The organism is Achromobacter sp. GbtcB20, assembly GCF_019091095.1.
Taxonomy (GTDB): domain Bacteria; phylum Pseudomonadota; class Gammaproteobacteria; order Burkholderiales; family Burkholderiaceae_B; genus Achromobacter; species Achromobacter mucicolens.
Genome location: NZ_JAGXJZ010000001.1, coordinates 479271 through 498916 on the forward strand (window position 1 = coordinate 479271; position 19646 = coordinate 498916).

Here is a 19646-nt window from a genome sequence, read left to right on the forward strand (position 1 = left end):
TTGTGTCCTGGCCAGAACAATGGGGCAAGGCGTGGCGCACTTTCCATGGACTTTCTGATCTCGGCGGCGGCGCGCGCGCTGGCGGCGGGCGACCCGCTGGGTGCGTTGAACCACGTGGCGCTGCGCAGCGACGCGCCCGCGCTGGCCTTGCGCGGCATCGCCATGGCGCAGCTCGGCGATCTGGCGCGCGCGCGTAGCCTGCTCCAAGGCGCCGCCCGTGCTTTTGGGCCGCGACAGGCCGTGGCGCGGGCCCGCTGCATCGTCGCCGGGGCCGAAATCGCGCTGGCTTCGCGCGACCTGGGCAATGGCGAGAAGGCGCTGGATGCCGCGCGCGCCACGCTGCAGGCGCACGGCGATGTGGTCAATGCGGCGCATGCCGGCCACCTGGCGGCTCGCCGCCAGTTGCTGTTGGGACGTCTTGACGAAGCCGAGCGCACGCTTGCCGGATTGGACGTGGCCGCGTTGCCGTGGGCGTCGCGGGCCATTCATGAACTCATCGTCGCGGGCATCGCCATCCGCCGCCAGCAGGCTGCGGCAGGCCGGGCCGCACTCACGCGCGCGGCGCAGTGCGCCGGCCAGGCAAGGATTCCGGCGCTGATGGCGGAAGTGGAACACGCCGAACAGGCGCTGGACGCGCCGGCGGCGCGGCGCATTGCACACGACGGCGAAAGGACCCTGTCGCTGGACGAGGTCGAGGCGTTGCTCGCGTCCGGGGCGCTGGTCGTGGATGCCTGCCGGCACGCCGTGCGCGCAGCGCAAAGGACCGTCGCGCTGGCCGGCCGCCCCGTGCTGTTTGCGCTCTTGCGGGGGCTGGCGCAAAACTGGCCCGGCGAGGCGACGCGCGAGGCGCTCATCGCCCAGGCCTTTCGCACGCGCTATTTCGACGACACGCACCGCGCGCGCCTGCGTGTCGAAATGGGCCGTCTGCGGGTCGTGCTCGGCCCATTGGCCGGCGTGCAGGCCACCCGGCACGGCTACGCGCTCAAGCCCCGTGTGGCGAGCGACGTGGCGCTGCTGGCGCCCGCGGGCGAGGAATCGGATCCGGAGGCGGGCGCACTGCTTGCCTTTCTGGCCGACGGCGAGGGCTGGTCGAGTTCCGCGTTGGCGCTGGTCGTCGGGTCCAGCCAGCGCACCGTGCAGCGCGCGCTTGAGACGCTGGCCGCGGCCGGCAAGGTGCAGGCCTTCGGCCAGGGGCGCGCGCGGCGCTGGATGCTGCCGCCCGTGCCGGGATTCACGACAAGCTTGTTACTTCCGGTGATTCTGCCGGGCCATTAGCATGAACGGACCCTCCAAAAGGAAGCCGACATGAAACGATCCCAAGCCGAAATCCTGCGTGAATATGGTCCGTTCCCCGGTGTCGATGCGGTCCATGGGCTGACGTACGACGGCGAACAGGTGTGGTTTGCCACGGGCGACCGCCTCGTCGCCATGGACCCCGTGACCGGACAGACCTCCCGCGCGCTCGACATCACGGCCAACGCGGGCACGGCCTTCGACGGCACCTATCTCTATCAGATTGCCGACGGCCACATCCAGAAGGTGGACCCCTCGAGCGGGGAAATCCTGTCCACGATCCCCGCGCCGGGCGGCGACTGCGTGTCCGGCATGGCGTGGGCCGAAGGCAGTCTGTGGGTGGGTGCCTACCGCGACCGCAAGATTCACCAGGTCGATCCCGGCACCGGCAAGGTGCTGCGCACGATTGATTCCAACCGCTACGTGACGGGCGTGACGTGGGTGGACGGCGAGCTGTGGCATGGCACCTGGGAAGCGGAAGAAAGCGAGCTGCGGCGCCTGGAACCGCGCACCGGGCAGGTGCTGGAGGCCGTGGAGATGCCGGCGGGCGTGGGCGTGTCGGGACTGGAATCCGACGGCGGCGGCACGTTCTACTGCGGAGGCGGCGAGAGCGGCAAGGTGCGGGCGGTGCAGCGCCCCGCAAAAGCGTCCAGTTGACCCTGGACAATGGGAAAAATACAACATTAGTGGATATGAGAAGTATTTGCATTTAAACTTCGTGCCGATTTGTCACTCTTATTCCAATTCGGTAGGAAGCCACAATGCAAGATCAGAGACGCGTCGCGCGCGGCCCCCTTGTTCACCCTCGTTTTGTGCTGCGCCGCACGTCGGCGATGGTTTTTCTGGCGTTGGCCTCGGGAGGCGCGGTCGCGCAGGAGGCCGCTGTCGCGACGCTGCCGTCGGTGCAGGTGGTGGGCGACACCGCCAACGCGAACACGACCGAGGGAACCGGTTCCTACACGCCGCGCGCCACGGCAGCCAGCACCGGGCTGTCGCTGACGCTGCGTGAGACGCCGCAGTCGGTCACCGTCATGACGCGCCAGCGCATGGACGACGAGGACATGCGGTCGCTGGCGGACGTGATGGCCAGCACGCCCGGCATTTCGGTGCAGAACTTCGATAGCGAGCGCTACACCTTCAATTCGCGCGGCTTCAGCATCACCAACTACATGTACGACGGCGTGCCCACGGCGTTCGACGTGGGCTATGCGGCAGGCGAGTCGTCCGTCGACCCGATCATCTACGACCGCGTGGAAGTCGTGCGGGGCGCCACGGGCCTGATGACGGGCGCGGGCAATCCGTCGGCCTCGATCAACCTGGTGCGCAAGCACGCCGACAGCCGCGAGTTCAAGGCGGACCTGAGCGCGGGCGTGGGCACGTGGGACACCTATCGCGCCACGGCAGACCTGTCCACGCCGCTCAATGCCGAGGGCAGCGTGCGCGGCCGCATCGTGGCGGCGTACCAGGACAACCATTCGTTCCTGGACTACTACCAGAACAAGAAGAAGGTTTTCTACGGCGTGGTGGACGCCGACCTGACCTCGCGCACGACGCTCAGCGTGGGCTACAACTACCAGGACAACGAGCCAAAGGGCAGCACGTGGGGCGGCTTTCCGCTTTGGTACGCGGACGGCGGGCGCACCGATTGGCGCCGGTCGCTGAACACCGGCGCGCGCTGGTCCTCATGGGGCAGCACCACGCAGGGCGCGTTTGCCAGCCTGGAGCACCGCTTCGACAACGACTGGCGTGTGCAGGCCGTGGGCTCGTATTCCAAGAATGAAATGGACGGCAAGCTGTTGTACCTGTACGGCTGGCCGGATCGGGAAACCGGACTGGGCATGGGCGCCTCGCCGGCCTGGTATCTGGGCGACCGCAAGCAGAACGCGCTGGACCTGAAGGCAAACGGCCCGTTCACATTGTTCGGCCGCCGCCACGAAGCCGTGGTGGGTGCAAGCTTCAACCGTCAGAAGGGCGACTTCAACTACCGGTCTGCCATCGGCGCCGCCGCCGTGGGCAATTTCCTGGACTGGGACGGCTCGTATCCTGAACCCGACTGGAACGATTCGATCATTGCCAACCGCTACACCACCACGCAGACCGGCTGGTACGGCGCGCTGCGCCTGAACCTGGCCGACCCGCTCAAGCTGATCGTGGGCGGGCGCTACAGCACCTGGAAGACCAACTCGGTCGGTTTTGGCGGCGAAGGGCGCACCGAGTTCGACAAGAACGACTTCACGCCATACGCCGGCCTGCTGTACGACATCAATGACACCTATACGGCGTACGTCAGCTACACAGGCATCTTCAATCCGCAGACCTATCAGGACCGCAACGGCAACTGGCTGGACCCGCTGGAAGGCAAGTCGTATGAAGCCGGCATCAAGGGCGAATGGCTGGACGGCCGCTTGAATGCCAGCGCCGCCGTCTTCCAGATCGACCAGGACAACGTGGCGCAGGCGGATCCCGGCCAGATGGTGCCGGGCACGACCAACCAGGCGTACACGGCAGCGCAAGGCACGCGCAGCCGCGGGTTCGACCTGGAACTGTCGGGCGAAGTGACGCCGGGCTGGAACGTGGCGGCCGGGTGGTCGCACTGGACCGCGCGCGATGGCGACGGCAACGCGATCCAGACCGACCAGCCGCGCAGCCTGGTGCGCGTCTTCACGACCTACCAACTGCCGGGAGACTGGAACCGCCTGACCGTGGGCGGGGGCGTGAACTGGCAAAGCCACGTCTACACCATCGCCAGCGGCCCCAACGGCGACGAGCGCGTGGGGCAGGGCAGCTATGCCGTGACCAACCTCATGGCGCGCTACCGTTTCAACCGCAATCTGTCGGCGCAACTGAACGTGAACAACGTGTTCGACCGCAAGTATTACAGCCAGATCGGCTTCTACAGCCAGGGCGCGTGGGCCGCGGGCCGCAGCGCGATGCTGACGATGCGCTACCAGTACTGATCGCAGCGCGCCTAGGCGGGGCCGATTGGCCCCGACGCCGCCCGCGCGGCCTCGGCGATGCTGGCAATGAAGGCTTTGGCGGCTTCCGGCATGATGCGCCCGGCCAGCGTCTGCACCTCGAAGTGGCGCTCGTTCATCTCGCGGTCGCGCAGGGGCACGGCGACGATTTTTCCCCACGCCAGGCGGTTTCGGATCGCCAGTTCGCCGCAGAAGGCGACCCCGCCGCCCGCGCTGGCAAAACCCACCAGCGCGTCGATGCTGCGGCTGGTGAACGCCGGCTCGCAGTGCAGCTGCTGGCGGCTGCAGCTGATGTCGATCAGCTGGCGCAGCGTGGAATCGGGCGTGGGCAGCGCAAGCGGATACGCCATCAGTTGCGCCAGCGCCAACTCGCGGCGGTCGGCCAGCGGATGGCCGGCCGAAAGGATCGCGCGCACTGGCGCGGGCACGCGCGCTTCCACGCGGATATCGCGCTGAGACGTCAGGCTGAGCGTGACGCCGATGTCCGCCGAGCCGTCCCGGATGCGCTGGGGAATCTCCTGCTGCGAGCAGACATCCAGTGAAAACCGGATACCGGCGTAGTGCTGCCGGAACGCCGCGATGGCGGCCGGGACGAATTCCGACGCATAGCCCTCGGTGCTGACGATGCGCACATGACCCTGGCGCAGCCCGCGCAGCGCCAGGATGTCGCCCGCCACGCGCTCCACGTCCTGCTGCATGCGTTTGGCATGCGCGGCCAGCAGTTCGCCGGCGGCGTTCGGGACCATGCCGCGCGCACGGCGCTCGAACAGCAGCGTGCCCAGTTCGCGTTCGACGCGGGCAATCTGCCGGCTGACGGCCGACGGGGCGACATCCAGGCGGGCGGCGGCTTCGCTGACCGAGCCGGTGCGCACGACTTCCAGGAAATAGCGCAGGGAAATCTCCTGCAGGACACGAGGGTTCATGGTCGGATCCAAGGTTTGCGGAAAGCGCAAAGAAGAATTCTAACCATTGATATTGCTGCAAAGCGTCGGGCGCCTCTAGGATGTGGGCATTCCTTGCGCTCTCATTCGCTAGCACAGACATGTTTCAATCCGACGCTCCCTCCAAATCCCCCGTTCTGGACTCGCTCCGTCAAGCAAAGCCGGTGCTGTGGACCGGCTCTGAAACGCGTGCGGCTGCTGGGCCGGGCGCGCACTTCCTGATGGACCAGGTGCTGTCCGCGCAAGAGCGCTTTGCGCGGTTTGCGCCGCTCTTGGCGGAATTGTTTCCCGAGCTGGCCGCGACGGGCGGCGTGATCGAGTCGCCGCTGTTGCCCGCCGCCGCCATGCAGGCGGCCATGGGCCTGCCGCAGGACGCGGGCCAGTTGTGGATCAAGGCAGACCACGCGCTGCCGGTGGCCGGGTCGATCAAGGCGCGGGGCGGGATCCACGAGGTGCTGGAATTTGCCGAATCCTTGGCCATGCGTGAGGGTGTGCTGCGCCAGGGCGACGACTACCGCAAGCTGGCCGGCCCCGAGGCCCGCGCCGTGTTCGGCCGTTATCAGGTCGCCGTGGGGTCCACGGGCAACCTGGGCTTGTCGATCGGCGTGATCGCGTCGGCGCTGGGATTCCGCTCGGCGGTGCATATGTCGGCCGACGCGAAGGAATGGAAAAAGGCGCGGCTGCGCGCGCGCGGGGTCGAGGTCGTCGAGCACGCGGGCGACTACGAAAAGGCCGTGGCCGCGGGCCGGGCGCAGGTCGAAGCGGATCCGTTCGGTTATTTCGTGGACGACGAGCGGTCGGCGTCCCTGTTCATGGGCTACGCCGCCGCCGCGCTGCACCTGCGCGTGCAATTGGGCGAAGCCGGCGTGCGTGTGGATGCCGAGCATCCGCTTTTTGTCTACCTGCCTTGCGGCGTGGGCGGGGCGCCGGGCGGCATCGCGTTCGGCCTGACGCAGCTTTTCGGCCCCCACGTGCATTGCTTCTTTGCCGAGCCGGTGCAGTCGCCGTGCTTCCTGGTGCGAATGATGGCGGGCCGCGGCGAACTGCCGGGCGCGCCGGCGTCCGCGTCGGTGTACGACGTGGGGCTGACCAACGTGACCGAGGCCGACGGCCTGGCGGTGCCGACGGCCTCCGAACTGGCCTACGCGGCCGTGGGTGCGCAACTGCGCGGCGTCTACACCGTGGAAGACGACACCTTGTACGCGGACCTGGCGCGCTTAAAGGACAGCGAAGGCCTGCGCATCGAACCGTCCGCCGCCGCGGGCTTCAGCGGCCCCCGCCATCTGTGCGGCACCGATGCCGGCCGGGCGTGGCTGCGGGCGCAGGGCCTGCAGGCGCACCTGCCGCAGGCCACGCATCTGGCCTGGACGACGGGCGGGCTGTTCGTGCCCGACGAAGAATATGACCGATTCCTGAGCCGTGGGCGTTCGCTTACGGCCGGCAACTAGGCGCCGACAGACGCGCCGCATCTCCACCACCTCCCATCGAGCACCGCCATGAAAACCTCGTTTCTTGCAGTCAGTCTCGCTTTTGCCAGCACCCTCGGCGCGGCCGCGCCCGCCGTGGCCCAGGACGCCTATCCCTCGCGTCCGCTCACGATGATCGTCCCGTTCCCGCCGGGGGGCGCCACGGACGTGCTGGGCCGCGTGGTGGCCCAGAAGCTGGGACAGGAACTGGGACGCACGGTCGTGGTGGAAAACCGCGCCGGCGCGGGCACGGTGATCGGCGCCAGCTACGTGGCCAAGGCCGCGCCCGACGGCTATACGCTGCTGGTGAGCTCGGGCACGACCTTCACGGTCAATCCGGCCATCCAGGCCAACCTGCCGTATGACCCGGTCAAGAGTTTCGAGCCCATCGGCATCGTCGGCCGCACCGGCTTGGCCCTTCTGGCCAACCCCAAGGTGCCGGTCAAGGACCTGAAAGAGTTCGTCGCGTACGTGAAGGACCCGGCGCATGACCAGCCCCCGTACGGCTCGTTCGGCACGGGCACGACCGCGCATTTCGTGGGCGAGGCGTTCATCTCCGCCGCCAATCTGAAAATGACGCACGTGCCGTACAAGGGCAGCGCGCCCGCGATGACCGACCTGATCGGCGGCCAGATTCCGTTCTCGGTCGACACCGTGGCCGCAGCGTTGCCGCAAAGCAAGCAGGGCAAGGTCCGCGTGCTGGCGGTGTCCAGTCCCAAGCGTTCGGCCTTCCTGCCCGACGTGCCCACGTTCGCCGAACAAGGCTACCCCTCGGTCGCGATGGACACGTGGCTGATGGTCGCCGCGCCGCGCGGATTGCCCGCCGACGTGAAGACGCGTCTGGAGCAGGCGCTCAAGGCCACGGTGGAATCGCCCGAAGTGGTCAAGAGCCTGGAGGCGCAAGGCTTTGAGGCTGCCTTCGCCAGCGCCGCGGAAGGCGAGGCGCTGATCCAGAAGGAACTGCCCATCATGCGCGAGGTCGCGCAACGGGCCAACATCAAGATCGACTGAAGGAAGACGACGATGGCTTTGGACGACTCCCTGGTATCGCTGACCGCCGTGGAATTGCGGCGCATGATCGGCGCCCGCCAGCTTTCGCCGGTGGAACTGCTGGAAGCGTGCATCGCGCGCATCCAGGCCGTGAACCCGTACATCAACGCCGTCACCGCCACCGCCTTTGAGCGGGCGAGGGCGGAGGCCCGCGCGGCCGAGCGCGCCGTGATGGCGGGCGAGCCGTTGGGCCTCCTGCACGGTTTGCCGATGGGGGTGAAGGATCTGGAGCCCACGGCCGGCGTGCTGACCACCTACGGTTCGCCTCTATATCGCGGCCACGTGCCGGACGAGGACATCGAGCTGGTGGCGCGCCTGCGCCGCGCCGGGGCCATCGTCGCCGCCAAGACCAACGTGCCCGAGATGGGCGCGGGCGCCAACTCGCGCAACACGGTGTGGGGCGCCACCGGCAACCCCTTCAATCCCAACCTGAATGCCGGCGGCTCGTCGGGCGGTTCGGCCGCTGCCCTGGCCAGCGACATGCTGCCGGTCTGCACGGGCTCGGACACGGGCGGCTCGCTGCGCATTCCTGCGTCCAAGTGCGGCGTGGTCGGATTCCGGCCGTCCCCGGGCATCGTGCCCAGCGTGCGCAAACCGCTGGGCTGGACGCCGATCTCGGTGGTGGGACCGATGGGTCGCACCGTGGCTGACGCCTGCCTGCAGATGGCGGCCTCCGCCGGCCCGCACGCTGGCGATCCGCTCAGCTATCCGCTGGACCCGCTGCAATTCTTGAACCCCGGCCTCGCCGATCTGGGCTCGCTGCGTGTGGCCTACACCGAAGACTTCGGCGCGTGCGACGTGGACGACGGCATCCGCGCCACCTTCCGCGAAAAGATCGCGGCCATGCGTCATCTGTTCGCGGCCTGCGATCCGATCGACCTGGATGTCGGTGAGGCCCATCGATGCTTTGACGTGCTGCGCGCCGAGGCCTTCGTCGCCGGCATGCGCGACGCGTACGAGAAGGATCCGTCCAGCCTTGGCCCCAACACCCGCGCCAACTTCGAGATGGGCGCGGCGATGAGCCTGAAGGACTGCGCATGGGCGCAGGCCGAGCAGACACGCCTGATCAAGCGTTTTCAACGCGCTTACGACGATTACGACCTCATCCTTTCGCCCACGACGCCCGTGTCGCCCTTCCCGTGGACGCAGTTGTATGCAGACAAGATCAACGGTGTCGCCCAGGAGAACTATTACCGCTGGCTGGCGCTGACCTATGTCGTCACGCTGACCACGCACCCGGCGCTTACCTTGCCTTGCGGGCGCGATGCGAACGGCATGCCGTTCGGCCTGCAGATCGTGGGCCGCTTCCGTGGCGACCTTCAGGTGCTGGCCGCGGCGCAGGCGATGGAGCAGGCCTTCGCGGGCACGGACGCGCTGCGTCGTCCGCGCCCCGACCTGGCCGCGCTGCGCCCGGCCGAACCGGCGCTGACGTCGATCGTGACGGCCCCGCCGCTGCGCGATGGCGGCGGTGAGGCGGGGTCGGTGTCGGCCGTGTAGCACACCGTCGTCACGCCGCGGGCCTCGCACGGCCCCGCGCACTTGGCCAGGAACAAGGCCAGCACGCCGCATCGCGCGGTTTGCTGGCCTTTCGCTATTTCGCCCTAGTCCGTCTTCTAGGGTTATTCCTGACTAAAAGCTGATTGTCAGCCGTTTGTCAGGCAGGTTTAATCACTCCAAAGTTGCGCATCAGACGCATCAGACGGCAGACGAAAGCCCACCGCAGGCCGTTCCCGCCGCACCCTTGCAGCCGTAGTAACTACACGCTGGTCCATGTAGTCCACCCCAGGAGACAACAAGCCATGCAACACGTTACAAAGCCCCGCCGCCGCAAGTTCATCTCCGGCGCCGCCGCCGCCGGCGCTGTGGCGCTAGGATTTCCCGCCGTCACCAAGGCGCAGAACGCGCCCATCTCGTTCCGCTTTCAGAGCACCTGGCCCGCGAACGACATCTTCCACGAATTCGCCCGCGACTACGCCAACAAGGTCAACGAGATGGCCGGCGGCCAGTTGAAGATCGAAGTGCTGCCCGCGGGCGCCGTGGTCAAGGCGTTCGATCTGCTGGACGCGGTTTCGGCGGGCACGCTGGACGGCGGCCACGGCGTGGTGGCGTACTGGTACGGCAAGAACACGGCCGTGGCGCTGTGGGGGTCGGGTCCGTCGTTCGGGATGGATGCCAACATGCTGCTGGCGTGGCACGAATACGGCGGCGGCAAGGAGCTGTTGGTCGAGATCCAGAAGGCCATGGGCGTGAACGTGCAGTCGCTGATGTACGGACCGATGCCGACCCAGCCGTTCGGATGGTTCAAGCGGCCCGTCACGAAGGTCGAAGACGTCAAGGGCGTGAAGTTCCGCACCGTGGGCCTGGCCATCGACATGTACACGGCGATGGGCGCGGCCGTGAACGCGCTGCCCGGCGGTGAAATCGTGCCGGCGCTGGACCGCGGGTTGCTGGACGGCGCGGAATTCAACAATGCCTCGTCGGACTTGGCGCTGGGCTTCCAGGACGTGTCCAAGATCTGCATGCTGCAGAGCTTTCACCAGAGCGCCGAACAGTTCGAGGTGCTGTTCAACAAGGCAAAGTACGACGCCTTGCCTGAACACCTGAAGCACATCCTGAGCTATGCCGCGCAGGCCTCCAGCGCGGACATGTCCTGGAAAGCGGCGAACCGCTACTCGCAGGACTACATCAAGCTGCAGAAGGATCACAACGTCAAGTTCTACAAGACGCCGGACGCGATCCTGCAGCAGCAGCTCAAGATCTGGGACGAGATGATCGCCAAGCGGTCGGCCGAGAACCCGCTCTTCAAGAAGGTCCTGGATTCGCAGCGCGCGTTCGCCGAGCGGGTGGGGCGCTGGCACGGCGACACCACGGTCAATTACCGCATGGCTTACAACCACTACTTCTCGCGTAGCACCAAGCCAGCCTGACGCGGTTTCACGCAGGCCACGCGCGCCGCCTGGCCGGCGCGCGGCGCCTCGCCATGCGTGTCCAGGGTCCGTGCGCGTCAGCGGCAGGATAGCCGTTGCGTGAGCGGGCCCGACTCCAGGACCTTCGATGATCCGAATCGTACGTTTCATAGACAGCATCTCCACCCTGGTGGGCAAGACTTTTGCCTGGCTGATCGTGGTGCTGACGCTGCACGTGTGCTGGGAAGTTGCCGCACGCTACATCCTGAACCAGCCCAGCGCCTGGGCCTTCGACCTGCAGATGATGTATTACGGCATCCTGTTCATGATGGCGGGCGCCTACACGCTGGCCAAGAATGGGCATGTGCGCGGCGACATCCTGTACGGCTTTCTGCCGCCGCGCGTGCAGGCCGGCCTGGACCTGCTGCTGTTCATCGTCTTCTTCTTTCCCGGCGTGATCGCCCTGGTGTGGGCCGGCTGGTATTACGCCGGCTATTCCATCGCCATCCGCGAACATTCGTCGCTGATGGCCAACGGGCCGCCCATCTTTCCCTTCAAGGCCTTCATTCCCGCCGCCGGCGCGGTCCTGCTGCTGCAGGGCGTGGCCGAGGTCATGCGCTGCATCCTGTGCCTGAGGCAAGGCGACTGGCCGTCGCGCGAAGAGGACGTCGAGGAAGTGGACGTCGACAAGCTCAAGGAGATGGTGCACGTGAAGGACGAAGACATCGCCCAGCTCGATCGTTACGTCACACACGGGGAGTCGAAGCGATGAAAGTCCACAAGGCTTTGTGGTTCGGCCTGTCGTGCATCGCGCTGGTGCTCCTGATGATCGCGTTCCTCACGCCGTGGGACAACCTCACCACCGGTCATATCGGGCTGCTGATGCTGGCCCTGATCGTGGTGGCGATCATGCTGGGATTTCCGACCGCGTTCACGTTGATGGGCATGGGCGTGCTGTTCACGTTCCTGGCGTATTACATGCAGAGTTCGGACCCGGGGCGGTCCCTGGGGCAGACGCTGGATCTGATGGTGCAGCGCACATACGCCACCATGACCAACGACTCGCTGATCTCGATCCCGCTCTTCGTGTTCATGGGCTATCTGGTCGAGCGCGCCAACCTCATTGAAAAGCTCTTCCGGTCGATGCACCTGGCGCTGGCGCGGCTGCCGGGCGCGCTGGCGGTTGCCACGCTGGCCACCTGCGCCATCTTCGCGACGGCCACGGGGATTGTCGGGGCGGTGGTCACGCTGATGGGGCTGCTGGCGATGCCGGCGATGCTCAAGGCCGGCTACAGCGTGCGCCTGACGGCCGGTTCCATCACGGCAGGCGGGTGCCTGGGCATCCTGCTGCCGCCGTCAGTGATGCTGATCGTATATGGCGCGACCACCGGCGTGTCGGTGGTGCAGCTGTACGCGGGCGCGCTGTTTCCCGGCATCATGCTGGCCATCCTGTACATGGTCTACGTCATCATCGTGGCCAAGCTGCGGCCCGACATGGCGCCGCCGCTGCCCGAGAACGAACGCGGCGTGCCGCTGCCGCCCGGAACGGCGGCGCTGGCGGCAGGTCAGTACACGCGCGCCGTGTCCGGCATGCTGGCCGCGATGTTCAAGGGCCGGCGCAACAGCGCGGTGTCGTTCGCGTACCTGACGCGCAACATGGCCGTGGCGTTGACGCCGCTGGTCGTCACCGTGCTGATGCTGGCGGTGGTGCACCACGCGCTGACCAAGCCGCCCGAGGTCTACGAGATTCCCGCTGAATTGCGCCTGGGCTCCAGCGACTTCGATTCCGGCTCGGGGTTGAGCGAGCCGCCCGTCGATGGGCTGGCCGAGCCGCCCTCGAACGACCTGCCCGAACCGCCTTCCAACGAGCTGGCCGAACCCCCAGGCAGCGCGCCCGCGGCGTCCGGGCTGAGCGAGCCACCCGGCACGCCCGCCGCCCAACCGCCAGTCGGCCCCGCAGCACCCGCGCAATCCGGCGCGGCTGCCGAGGCCGAACCCCGGATCGCTGCGCCCACGGGCTTCTGGATCTTTGCGGGCATATGCGCGGTGATTCTGGCGGTGTTCTACGCCGCGCTGACGTGGGCGCGGCTGGAAATCTTCAAGATGCTGATGGGCTCGTTCTTCCCGCTGGCGGTCATGATCGCGGCCGTGCTGGGGTCGATCGGCTTCGGCCTGGCCACCCCCAGCGAGGCCGCCGCGATGGGCGCGATGGGCGGGGCCTTGCTGGCGTTGGCCTATCGCCGGTTAAACCTGCCGGTGCTGCGCGAATCGGTGTTCCTGACCGCCAAGACCAGCGCCATGGTCTGCTGGCTGTTCGTGGGATCGTCCATCTTCTCGGCGGCGTTCGCCCTTTTGGGCGGACAGCGCATCATCGAGGAATGGGTGTTATCCCTGGGATTGACGCCGATCCAGTTCCTGCTGCTGGCGCAGATCATCATCTTCCTGCTTGGCTGGCCGCTGGAATGGACCGAGATCATCGTGATCTTCATGCCGATTTTCGTGCCGCTGCTCAATACGTTCGGCATCGACCCGCTGTTCTTCGGCCTGCTCGTGGCGTTGAACCTGCAGACCGCATTCCTGTCGCCACCGGTGGCCATGTCGGCCTTCTACCTGAAGGGGGTGTCACCGCCGCACGTGACGCTGAACCAGATCTTCCTGGGCATGATGCCGTTCATGGGAATCCAGGTCGTCGCCATCTTCCTGTTGTACATGTTCCCGGGAATCGGCATGTGGCTGCCGACGGTGCTGTACCGGTAGGGCGCGATACGGTGTCTGACACCCGCGAGATGTCGTCTCACATTGACGACGCGCTTGCCTGGGTGTCAGACACCTTGAATTTTTACTGCCCGGACGCCGCCGACAGCGACACCTGGCCGAACGTCATCCACACCTGCGCGGTACCCGATGCCTGCGCGCGATACGTGCCGGAGGCTTCGCCCAGACGCATTGCGACGGCGGCGAACTCCCAGGCCTGGGCGTCATCGCAATCGACCTTGCGCCCACGATCTGCACCGGCGCGGTGGCAGCGACGCCACCCGGCAGCTTGAGGAGCGCTTTGACGCGCTGCTATTCGACCGCCGGGGCTACCGGATGCAACTCACGCCCGCGGGCCAGTTGCTGGCCGACGAAGCCGGGCGGCTGGCCCAGGACATCAGCCGGCTGACGCAGCGGGTGCGGCAGGTCGCCAGCGGTTGGGAGGACCGGCTGCGCATCGTCAGCGACGAAATCCTGGAATTCGAGCTCATGGCGCCGCTCATCCAGGCATTCGACAAGCTGGACTCGGGCGTGCGGCTGCGGTTCACGCACGAGGTGCTGGGCGGCACGTGGGAGGCGCTGCGCGAGGGCCGCGCGGACCTGATCGTGGGTGCCACCAACGAACCGCAAACCATGCCGAACCTGCAGTGGGCGGCGCTGGGCGAAATGGAGTGGCTGTTCGCCGTGTCGCCGCGCCATTCGCTTGCGCGCGCCAAGGCGCCGCTGCGCCAGGACCAGATCCAGCAGCATCGTGCCGTCGTCGTCGCCGACACGGCGCGCGGCGCGGCGGCTCGCGGCTACGGCGGGGTGGGCGGGCAGGCCACGCTGGCGGTGCCCAGCATGCGGGCCAAGATCCTGGCGCAGCGCGTCGGACTGGGCGTGGGCTGGGTGCCGCGGCACCGCGCGGCATCGCTCCTGGCGCGAGGCGAACTCGTGGAAATGGCCACGGAAACCCCGCGCGAACCGAACCTGCTGTACCTGGTGTGGCGCAGCGATCACGATGGACGCGCGCTGCGCTGGTGGCTGGACCAATTGCGCCAACCCCGGATGGCGGCGGCGCTGATGCGGGGCATCGACGGGTTCGCCTGACGCGTTGTAGTCTTAGCCGCGTGCGGCAGCCCCGGCGGACGGCCGGCCAGACCGCGTACAACAGTCCCAAGGACGAACATGGAAGAGACAAGACAGGAACCCCCGCTCGATTGGGCGGCGCTGGTCGACGACCTGAACCGGCTGCTGCGCCTGAAGACCACGGTCATCGGCCTGAAGCTGTACGAGCACGAGGCGGACATGGCAGGCGTGAAAGGCCTGCGCCGGCCCCAGGCCACCCACACCACGGACCAGATCGTGGGCATGGCCGCGCGGCTGGGCTGGACGGTGGGCATCACGGGGGACGATCTGGTCGGCGCGCAATGCCGCGCCGTCATCGGGCTGGGCCCGCAGGACGAGGCATGGAAGCAGGGCAAGGAATACGTGGGCGTCTGGCACGCGACCGAAGCGGACGCTCGGGCGCGCCAGGAGGCCCTGTCCTGTGTGCCGGCCGGCAAGTACCGGGCGATGGTGGTGTCGCCGCTGGCATCCGGACGCCTGGACCCGCCCGACATCTGTCTGGTGTATGCCACGCCGGGCCAGATGATCATCCTGATCAACGGCCTGCAATGGAAAAACTACCGGCGCTTTGACTGGAGCGTCGTGGGCGAGACAGCCTGTGCGGATTCCTGGGGCAGGGCGCTCGCCACGGGCGAACCCAGCCTGTCGCTGCCCTGTTTTGCCGAGCGCAGATATGGCGGGGTGCCCGATGAAGAAATGCTCATGGCCCTGCCGCCGCGCTATCTGCCCATTGCCATAGAAGGTATGAAGGCGTTGTCGGCCAACGGCCTGCGCTATCCCATTGCGCCGTATGGCATTCAGAACGACGTGCGTGCAGGCATGGGCGTGAGCTACGCCCAACCGCCCAAGGCTCAGGGTTGAGCGCCGGCTTGCAGCGCCGCCGCCAGCGCGCGCGCGGCCGGCCCCAGCGGCCGGTCGATGCGGTGCGCAAGATAGGTTTCCATGGCGATCTGGCTGTCGCGGCCTAGGCTGGCGGCGGGCACGCGCAGCAGGCGGCCTTCGGCCAGATCGCGCGCCACCTGCCAAAGCGGCAGGCGGCCCCAACCGAGTCCGGACAGGATCAGCGCATGCTTGGTGTCCTGTCCGCTGACGCGGCAGGTCTGCGGCGACAGGACGGCAAAGTCTCGGCCTTCGGACAGGGGCGACGGATCGGATTGCACGATCTGCAAGTGATCCGCCAGGTCCGCCGCCGCAAGCGCCTGCCCTGCGCGCGCGTTCTGCGCCAAGGGGTGCGAGGCGCCGACGACGGCCACCATCTGTACGGCGCCCAATGCCTGCACGGCGATGCGCGGATGCCTGAAATGCTCGCCGGCCAGAATCCCCAGCGTGTGCGTGCCGGCCAGCAGCGCCTCTACCGGCCCGCCCAGCGGCAGCACCGACACGCGCAGCGACACCGAGGGATACGCGGCGCGCATCCGGTTGAGCGCCGCGCCCGCCTGTTCGATGGGAAAGAGCGTATCGATGACCAGCGACAGTTCCAATTCCACGCCTTCGCCCAGCCCCTGGGCGCGGGCGCGCATCGCATCGACCCGCAAGAGGATGTCGCGGGCGTTGGCAAGCAGGGCTTGCCCCTGCGGCGTCATGACGGGACGATGGCCGGTGCGGTCGAACAGCGGCACGCCCAGTTGCGCTTCCATGTTGGCGATGGCGTGACTGACGGCGGATTGCACCCGCGCCAGGCGGCGCGCGGCCGCACGAAAGCTGCCCGTGTCCGCCACGGCGGCGAATACGCGCAGTTGGTCCAGGGTCAGGGCATCAATCATGTTGATCTATTTCTTCGATCAAAAACGTCAAAAGGTTATCACTTAGCGGGATCGGCTTTGCGCGGCATGATGCCGGAATTCCGGCAAAAACGAGGGCATGATGGACAAGGTTGATGGGGGGGGGGCAGACAGCCGCGCAGCGGGACAACATTGGGGCGCGGTGCTGGCCATCGTCGGCGCGGGCGTCGTGGCGGCGTTGCAGGTGGGCAAGGTCATCATTGCCGCGCCGCTGCTGCGCAAGGACATGGGACTGGATCTGGCCTCCATCGGCACATTGACGGCGGTCTTCTCGGTGCTGGGCATGGTGGGCGGCATCGCCGCGGGCGGCGTGATTGCACGTTTTGGCGCGCGGCGCATGCTGATACTGGGCCTGGCGGCCACGGCGGCGGGCACCGCGGCCGGTGCCCTGGCGCCGACGTACGGCCTGCTGCTCGGGTCGCGGATCGTCGAGGGACTGGGTTTCCTGCTCGTCACGGTGGCCGGCCCCGCGGCGTTGCAGCGCATCGTCGCGGGCGGCAGGCGCGACTTCGCCTTCGCGCTCTGGAGCTGCTACATGCCGGCCGGGATGGCAATTGCCATGCTTGCCTCGCAGGCATTTGACGATTGGCACGCCTATTGGTGGTGCGCGGGCATTGCCGCCGGCGTGGCGCTGGTCAGCATCGCCGTGCTGGCCCCGCCCACGCCCCGGGGAGCCAGCCTGTCGTGGCAGGGCCTGCGCCAGGACACCGCCGACACCATGGGCGCGGCCGGCCCGGTGCTGCTGGCGCTGTCCTTCACGCTCTACAGCCTGATGTTCTTTGCGCTCTTCACGTTCCTGCCCGTGCTGCTGATGGAGCAATTGGGGCTGACGCTTGCCAAAGCCGGCCTGTACAGCGCCATCGCCAGCGCCGCCAATGTGGTGGGCAACCTGGGCGCGGGCGTGCTGCTGGCGCGCGGATGGCGCCGGTCCACATTGATCGCGCTGGCCAGTTCGGTGATGGCGGCCGTGGCGCTCCTGATTTTCGGATCGGCGCTGCCCGCCATGACCACCTTTCTGTTGTGCGTGCTGTTCTCGGCCGTGGGCGGACTGATCCCGGCCACGCTGCTGGGCACCGCGCCACTGGTCGCCCCGCGTCCGGCGCTGACCGCCGCATCCGTGGGACTGGTCATGCAGGGCAGCAACCTGGGGCAGGTGATGGGACCGGTGGCCGTGGGCGGGGCGATCGACCGCTTTGGCTGGACGTCCGCCTCGTTCATCGTCGCGGCCGCGGGTCTGGCTGGTGTGGCGGTGGCCTGGCGTCTGCGGCGCGTGAAAGGCGTCCGTCTTTGACGCGGGCGGACCGGGTCGTGCGCGCGGGGACTCGCCTGCTTGCGCCGCCAGGCGCAGGTCATTCGGCCAGATCGGCGCGGTAACCCGGCTGGCCTATCATGGAGCGCACGACACGATGGAGGTTTCATGCACACGTCCGCTCCACGCCTGGTGATCTTCGATTGCGATGGCGTCCTGATCGACAGCGAAATCATTGCTGCGCGCGCCCAGTCCCGCGCGCTGGCCGAACACGGCATCGCGATCACGCCTGAAGAGGCCGCGCAGCGCTTCGCCGGCATTCCCGATGCGGACATGTGGCGCACGTTGCAGGCCGAAAACGCCTGCTCGCTGCCCGACGAATTTGCCCGGCAGTATGCAGACCGGCTGGAACGCACGTTCCGCACCGAGCTGCGCGCGCTGCCGCATGTGCATGAAACCTTGAAGGTCTTGCGCGAACGCGGCCTGGACCTGTGCGTGGCGTCCAGCAGCATGCCCGCCAAGCTTGAGGCGGCATTGAAGATGGTGGGTCTGTGGGAGATGTTTGCGCCCCACGTGTTCAGCACGGCGCAGGTCGCCAAGGGCAAGCCAGCGCCCGACATATTCCTGTATGCAGCGCGGCAGATGCGGGCCGCGGTGCTGGACTGCGTCGTGGTCGAGGACAGTGTGCCGGGTGTACGCGCCGCCCGGGCGGCGCGCATGCGGGCGGTGGGATTCGTCGGCGCCTCGCACAACGGGCCGCAACAGCGGCAGCGGTTGCTGGACGAGGGCGCCTTTGAAGTGATCGATGATCTGCGGCGCCTGCCGGAGATCATCTGAGGGTTGCTGAGGCCTTAGGCCGCGGCGGGCATTTCGCCGTGCAGCAGGTAATCCATCAGCTCGCGCACTGAGCGCATTGCGCTGCCGAACGGCAGCTTGGATGCGCCGCGGAAGAACAGACCGCGGCTGACTTCGCCGCGCATGGCGGCTGCGAGCTTCAGGTCGATGCAGAACTGGCCAAACTTGGCGATGCCGTCGCGCAGGCCGCATTGCGTCAGGCAGTCCATGCGCTGGCTGCAGCGGCGCGGATCGGCGCGGGTGTTGGCCTGAAGCGTGCCTTCCTGGCGCAGGTAGCGCGTGAGCCACGGCGTGGCGACCGCGCGGGCCGGCAGGCCGGCCACGCTGGTGAATTCCGCCAGTTGGGTGGGATCGGCGTCGATCAGCACGCGCTTGAAGTTCTCGTGGGCGTCGCCTTCGTGGGTGACGGCGAACGCGGTGCCGACCTGCACGCCGTCGGCGCCGTTGCTGAGCCAGTGCCGGACCTGTTCGTGGCTGCCCACGCCGCCCGCGACGATCAGGCGGGGCGCATCGCGGCCCAACTGCAATTCACTGAAGAGGGCGTGACATTCGGCCAGCACCTTCTTGAAATCGAAACGCTCGCTGTGCAGGTCGTCGAGCCGGGCCGCGCCCAGGTGGCCCCCCGCATAACCGGGGTGTTCGATGACGACCGCGTCGGCCAGGCGTCCCTTTTTCATCCATTTCTTCAGGACGGCGGCGACGCCCCGGGCCTCGGACAGAATGGGCACCAGCGCGACTTTGGGGAAGTCGGCGGTCATTTCGGGCAGGTCCAGCGGCAGGCCGGCGCCCATGACGATGGCCTCGGCCCCGCTTTCGCAAGCCTGGCGCACCAGCGCGGGGTGGTCGCGCACGGCCTTCATGACGTTCACCGCCACCAGGCCGCGGCCTTGCGCGGTGTCCAGCGCGGCGCGCACTTCACGATGCAGGGCTTCGCGGTTGGCCGTGTCGATCGTGTCGCGGTCATTGCATTTTTCGGTTTTTTCCACGAGATCGGCGTGGTGATGGCGCAAATCGACGCTGGCAATGGTGCCCACGGCGTTCTGGCTGGCAACCGCGCCGGCCAGGCGATGGGCGGATACGCCAACGCCCATGCCGCCCTGCACGATGGGCAGCAACTCGCGTCCGGCGAGGGTGAGTGATTTGAACCACGTCATGATATGAGTCTTTCCTCTGGTCAAGAGACCAGAGGCTAGAGCAAGGTGGGGAGCGCCGCCTTGCGAAGGATCAAGTGGTGCGGCAATGGGCGGGGCTAAATGCCCGCCCATCCGT

General features: G+C 67.5%; 15 protein-coding genes and 1 pseudogene. 13 read left to right on the plus strand and 3 right to left on the minus strand.

Annotation, left to right across the window (positions count from 1 at the left end; translation table 11 throughout):
- The first annotated feature begins 45 nt into the window (after positions 1-45).
- From KVT32_RS02205 to fhuE, 3 genes are all read left to right on the plus strand, one after another.
- A complete protein-coding gene (locus KVT32_RS02205; protein ID WP_217617617.1) occupies positions 46-1275 on the plus strand; it encodes a helix-turn-helix domain-containing protein in 1230 nt (409 codons plus the stop codon).
- Between the two features lie 30 nt (positions 1276-1305).
- Positions 1306-1950, plus strand: coding sequence for a DUF5074 domain-containing protein (locus KVT32_RS02210; protein WP_217617618.1), 645 nt, complete (start codon positions 1306-1308; stop codon positions 1948-1950).
- Positions 1951-2054: 104 nt separating this feature from the next.
- Positions 2055-4250, plus strand: a complete 2196-nt coding sequence (gene fhuE / locus KVT32_RS02215; protein WP_217617619.1) for a ferric-rhodotorulic acid/ferric-coprogen receptor FhuE — start codon at positions 2055-2057, stop codon at positions 4248-4250.
- 11 nt (positions 4251-4261) lie between these two features.
- On the opposite strand, the gene KVT32_RS02220 is transcribed toward fhuE, so the two are convergent.
- Positions 4262-5191, minus strand: a complete 930-nt coding sequence (locus KVT32_RS02220; RefSeq protein ID WP_056318235.1) for a LysR family transcriptional regulator — start codon at positions 5189-5191, stop codon at positions 4262-4264.
- A gap of 119 nt (positions 5192-5310) precedes the next feature.
- On the opposite strand from KVT32_RS02220, the gene KVT32_RS02225 reads away from it, so the two are divergent.
- From KVT32_RS02225 to KVT32_RS02260, 8 genes and pseudogenes are all read left to right on the plus strand, one after another.
- Positions 5311-6657, plus strand: coding sequence for a D-serine ammonia-lyase (locus KVT32_RS02225; protein ID WP_217617620.1), 1347 nt, complete (start codon positions 5311-5313; stop codon positions 6655-6657).
- A 48-nt stretch (positions 6658-6705) separates the two neighbouring features.
- A complete protein-coding gene (locus KVT32_RS02230) occupies positions 6706-7686 on the plus strand; it encodes a tripartite tricarboxylate transporter substrate binding protein (protein ID WP_217617621.1) in 981 nt (326 codons plus the stop codon).
- 12 nt (positions 7687-7698) lie between these two features.
- On the plus strand, positions 7699-9222 hold the full coding sequence (locus KVT32_RS02235; protein WP_217617622.1) for an amidase: 1524 nt from the start codon (positions 7699-7701) through the stop codon (positions 9220-9222).
- Between the two features lie 302 nt (positions 9223-9524).
- Positions 9525-10652 carry a TRAP transporter substrate-binding protein gene (locus KVT32_RS02240; protein WP_062840984.1) on the plus strand — a complete coding sequence of 376 codons (1128 nt, stop codon included), beginning with the start codon at positions 9525-9527 and terminating at the stop codon, positions 10650-10652.
- Between the two features lie 127 nt (positions 10653-10779).
- Complete coding sequence (locus tag KVT32_RS02245; protein ID WP_217617623.1) at positions 10780-11403, plus strand: TRAP transporter small permease subunit; 624 nt, start codon at positions 10780-10782, stop codon at positions 11401-11403.
- Complete coding sequence (locus KVT32_RS02250) at positions 11400-13388, plus strand: TRAP transporter large permease subunit (protein WP_217617624.1); 1989 nt, start codon at positions 11400-11402, stop codon at positions 13386-13388. Before KVT32_RS02245 ends, KVT32_RS02250 begins: the two co-directional genes overlap by 4 nt.
- A gap of 267 nt (positions 13389-13655) precedes the next feature.
- A pseudogene (locus KVT32_RS02255) lies at positions 13656-14474 on the plus strand (LysR family transcriptional regulator); the annotation flags it as partial.
- Positions 14475-14552: 78 nt separating this feature from the next.
- The gene (locus KVT32_RS02260) at positions 14553-15353 is read left to right on the plus strand and encodes a DUF169 domain-containing protein (RefSeq protein WP_217617626.1); all 801 of its coding nucleotides are present in this window, start codon (positions 14553-14555) and stop codon (positions 15351-15353) included.
- Here KVT32_RS02260 and KVT32_RS02265 read toward each other — a convergent pair.
- Positions 15344-16255: a LysR family transcriptional regulator gene (locus tag KVT32_RS02265; protein WP_217617627.1), complete on the minus strand. Its 912-nt coding sequence runs from the start codon at positions 16253-16255 to the stop codon at positions 15344-15346. The two genes, KVT32_RS02260 and KVT32_RS02265, sit on opposite strands and share 10 nt — an antisense overlap.
- Positions 16256-16355: 100 nt before the next feature.
- Here KVT32_RS02265 and KVT32_RS02270 point away from each other — a divergent pair, with 100 nt between their 5' ends.
- Complete coding sequence (locus tag KVT32_RS02270; protein WP_254636744.1) at positions 16356-17564, plus strand: CynX/NimT family MFS transporter; 1209 nt, start codon at positions 16356-16358, stop codon at positions 17562-17564.
- 126 nt (positions 17565-17690) lie between these two features.
- The gene (locus tag KVT32_RS02275) at positions 17691-18359 is read left to right on the plus strand and encodes an HAD family phosphatase (RefSeq protein WP_128828222.1); all 669 of its coding nucleotides are present in this window, start codon (positions 17691-17693) and stop codon (positions 18357-18359) included.
- Positions 18360-18373: 14 nt separating this feature from the next.
- Here KVT32_RS02275 and KVT32_RS02280 read toward each other — a convergent pair whose 3' ends face one another.
- Entirely contained in the window at positions 18374-19531 is a 1158-nt protein-coding gene (locus KVT32_RS02280) for a nitronate monooxygenase family protein (RefSeq protein ID WP_056318276.1), read from the minus strand.
- Between the last annotated feature and the right edge of the window lie 115 nt (positions 19532-19646).

Excerpts from the sequence above, each read along its gene's own strand:
- KVT32_RS02205 (WP_217617617.1), top strand. The coding sequence starts at position 46 with ATGGACTTTCTGATCTCGGCGGCGGCGCGCGCGCTGGCGGCGGGCGAC.
- KVT32_RS02210 (WP_217617618.1), top strand. The coding sequence starts at position 1,306 with ATGAAACGATCCCAAGCCGAAATCCTGCGTGAATATGGTCCGTTCCCC.
- fhuE (WP_217617619.1), top strand. The coding sequence starts at position 2,055 with ATGCAAGATCAGAGACGCGTCGCGCGCGGCCCCCTTGTTCACCCTCGT.
- KVT32_RS02220 (WP_056318235.1), bottom strand. The coding sequence starts at position 5,191 with ATGAACCCTCGTGTCCTGCAGGAGATTTCCCTGCGCTATTTCCTGGAA.
- KVT32_RS02225 (WP_217617620.1), top strand. The coding sequence starts at position 5,311 with ATGTTTCAATCCGACGCTCCCTCCAAATCCCCCGTTCTGGACTCGCTC.
- KVT32_RS02230 (WP_217617621.1), top strand. The coding sequence starts at position 6,706 with ATGAAAACCTCGTTTCTTGCAGTCAGTCTCGCTTTTGCCAGCACCCTC.
- KVT32_RS02235 (WP_217617622.1), top strand. The coding sequence starts at position 7,699 with ATGGCTTTGGACGACTCCCTGGTATCGCTGACCGCCGTGGAATTGCGG.
- KVT32_RS02240 (WP_062840984.1), top strand. The coding sequence starts at position 9,525 with ATGCAACACGTTACAAAGCCCCGCCGCCGCAAGTTCATCTCCGGCGCC.
- KVT32_RS02245 (WP_217617623.1), top strand. The coding sequence starts at position 10,780 with ATGATCCGAATCGTACGTTTCATAGACAGCATCTCCACCCTGGTGGGC.
- KVT32_RS02250 (WP_217617624.1), top strand. The coding sequence starts at position 11,400 with ATGAAAGTCCACAAGGCTTTGTGGTTCGGCCTGTCGTGCATCGCGCTG.
- KVT32_RS02260 (WP_217617626.1), top strand. The coding sequence starts at position 14,553 with ATGGAAGAGACAAGACAGGAACCCCCGCTCGATTGGGCGGCGCTGGTC.
- KVT32_RS02265 (WP_217617627.1), bottom strand. The coding sequence starts at position 16,255 with ATGATTGATGCCCTGACCCTGGACCAACTGCGCGTATTCGCCGCCGTG.
- KVT32_RS02270 (WP_254636744.1), top strand. The coding sequence starts at position 16,356 with ATGGACAAGGTTGATGGGGGGGGGGCAGACAGCCGCGCAGCGGGACAA.
- KVT32_RS02275 (WP_128828222.1), top strand. The coding sequence starts at position 17,691 with ATGCACACGTCCGCTCCACGCCTGGTGATCTTCGATTGCGATGGCGTC.
- KVT32_RS02280 (WP_056318276.1), bottom strand. The coding sequence starts at position 19,531 with ATGACGTGGTTCAAATCACTCACCCTCGCCGGACGCGAGTTGCTGCCC.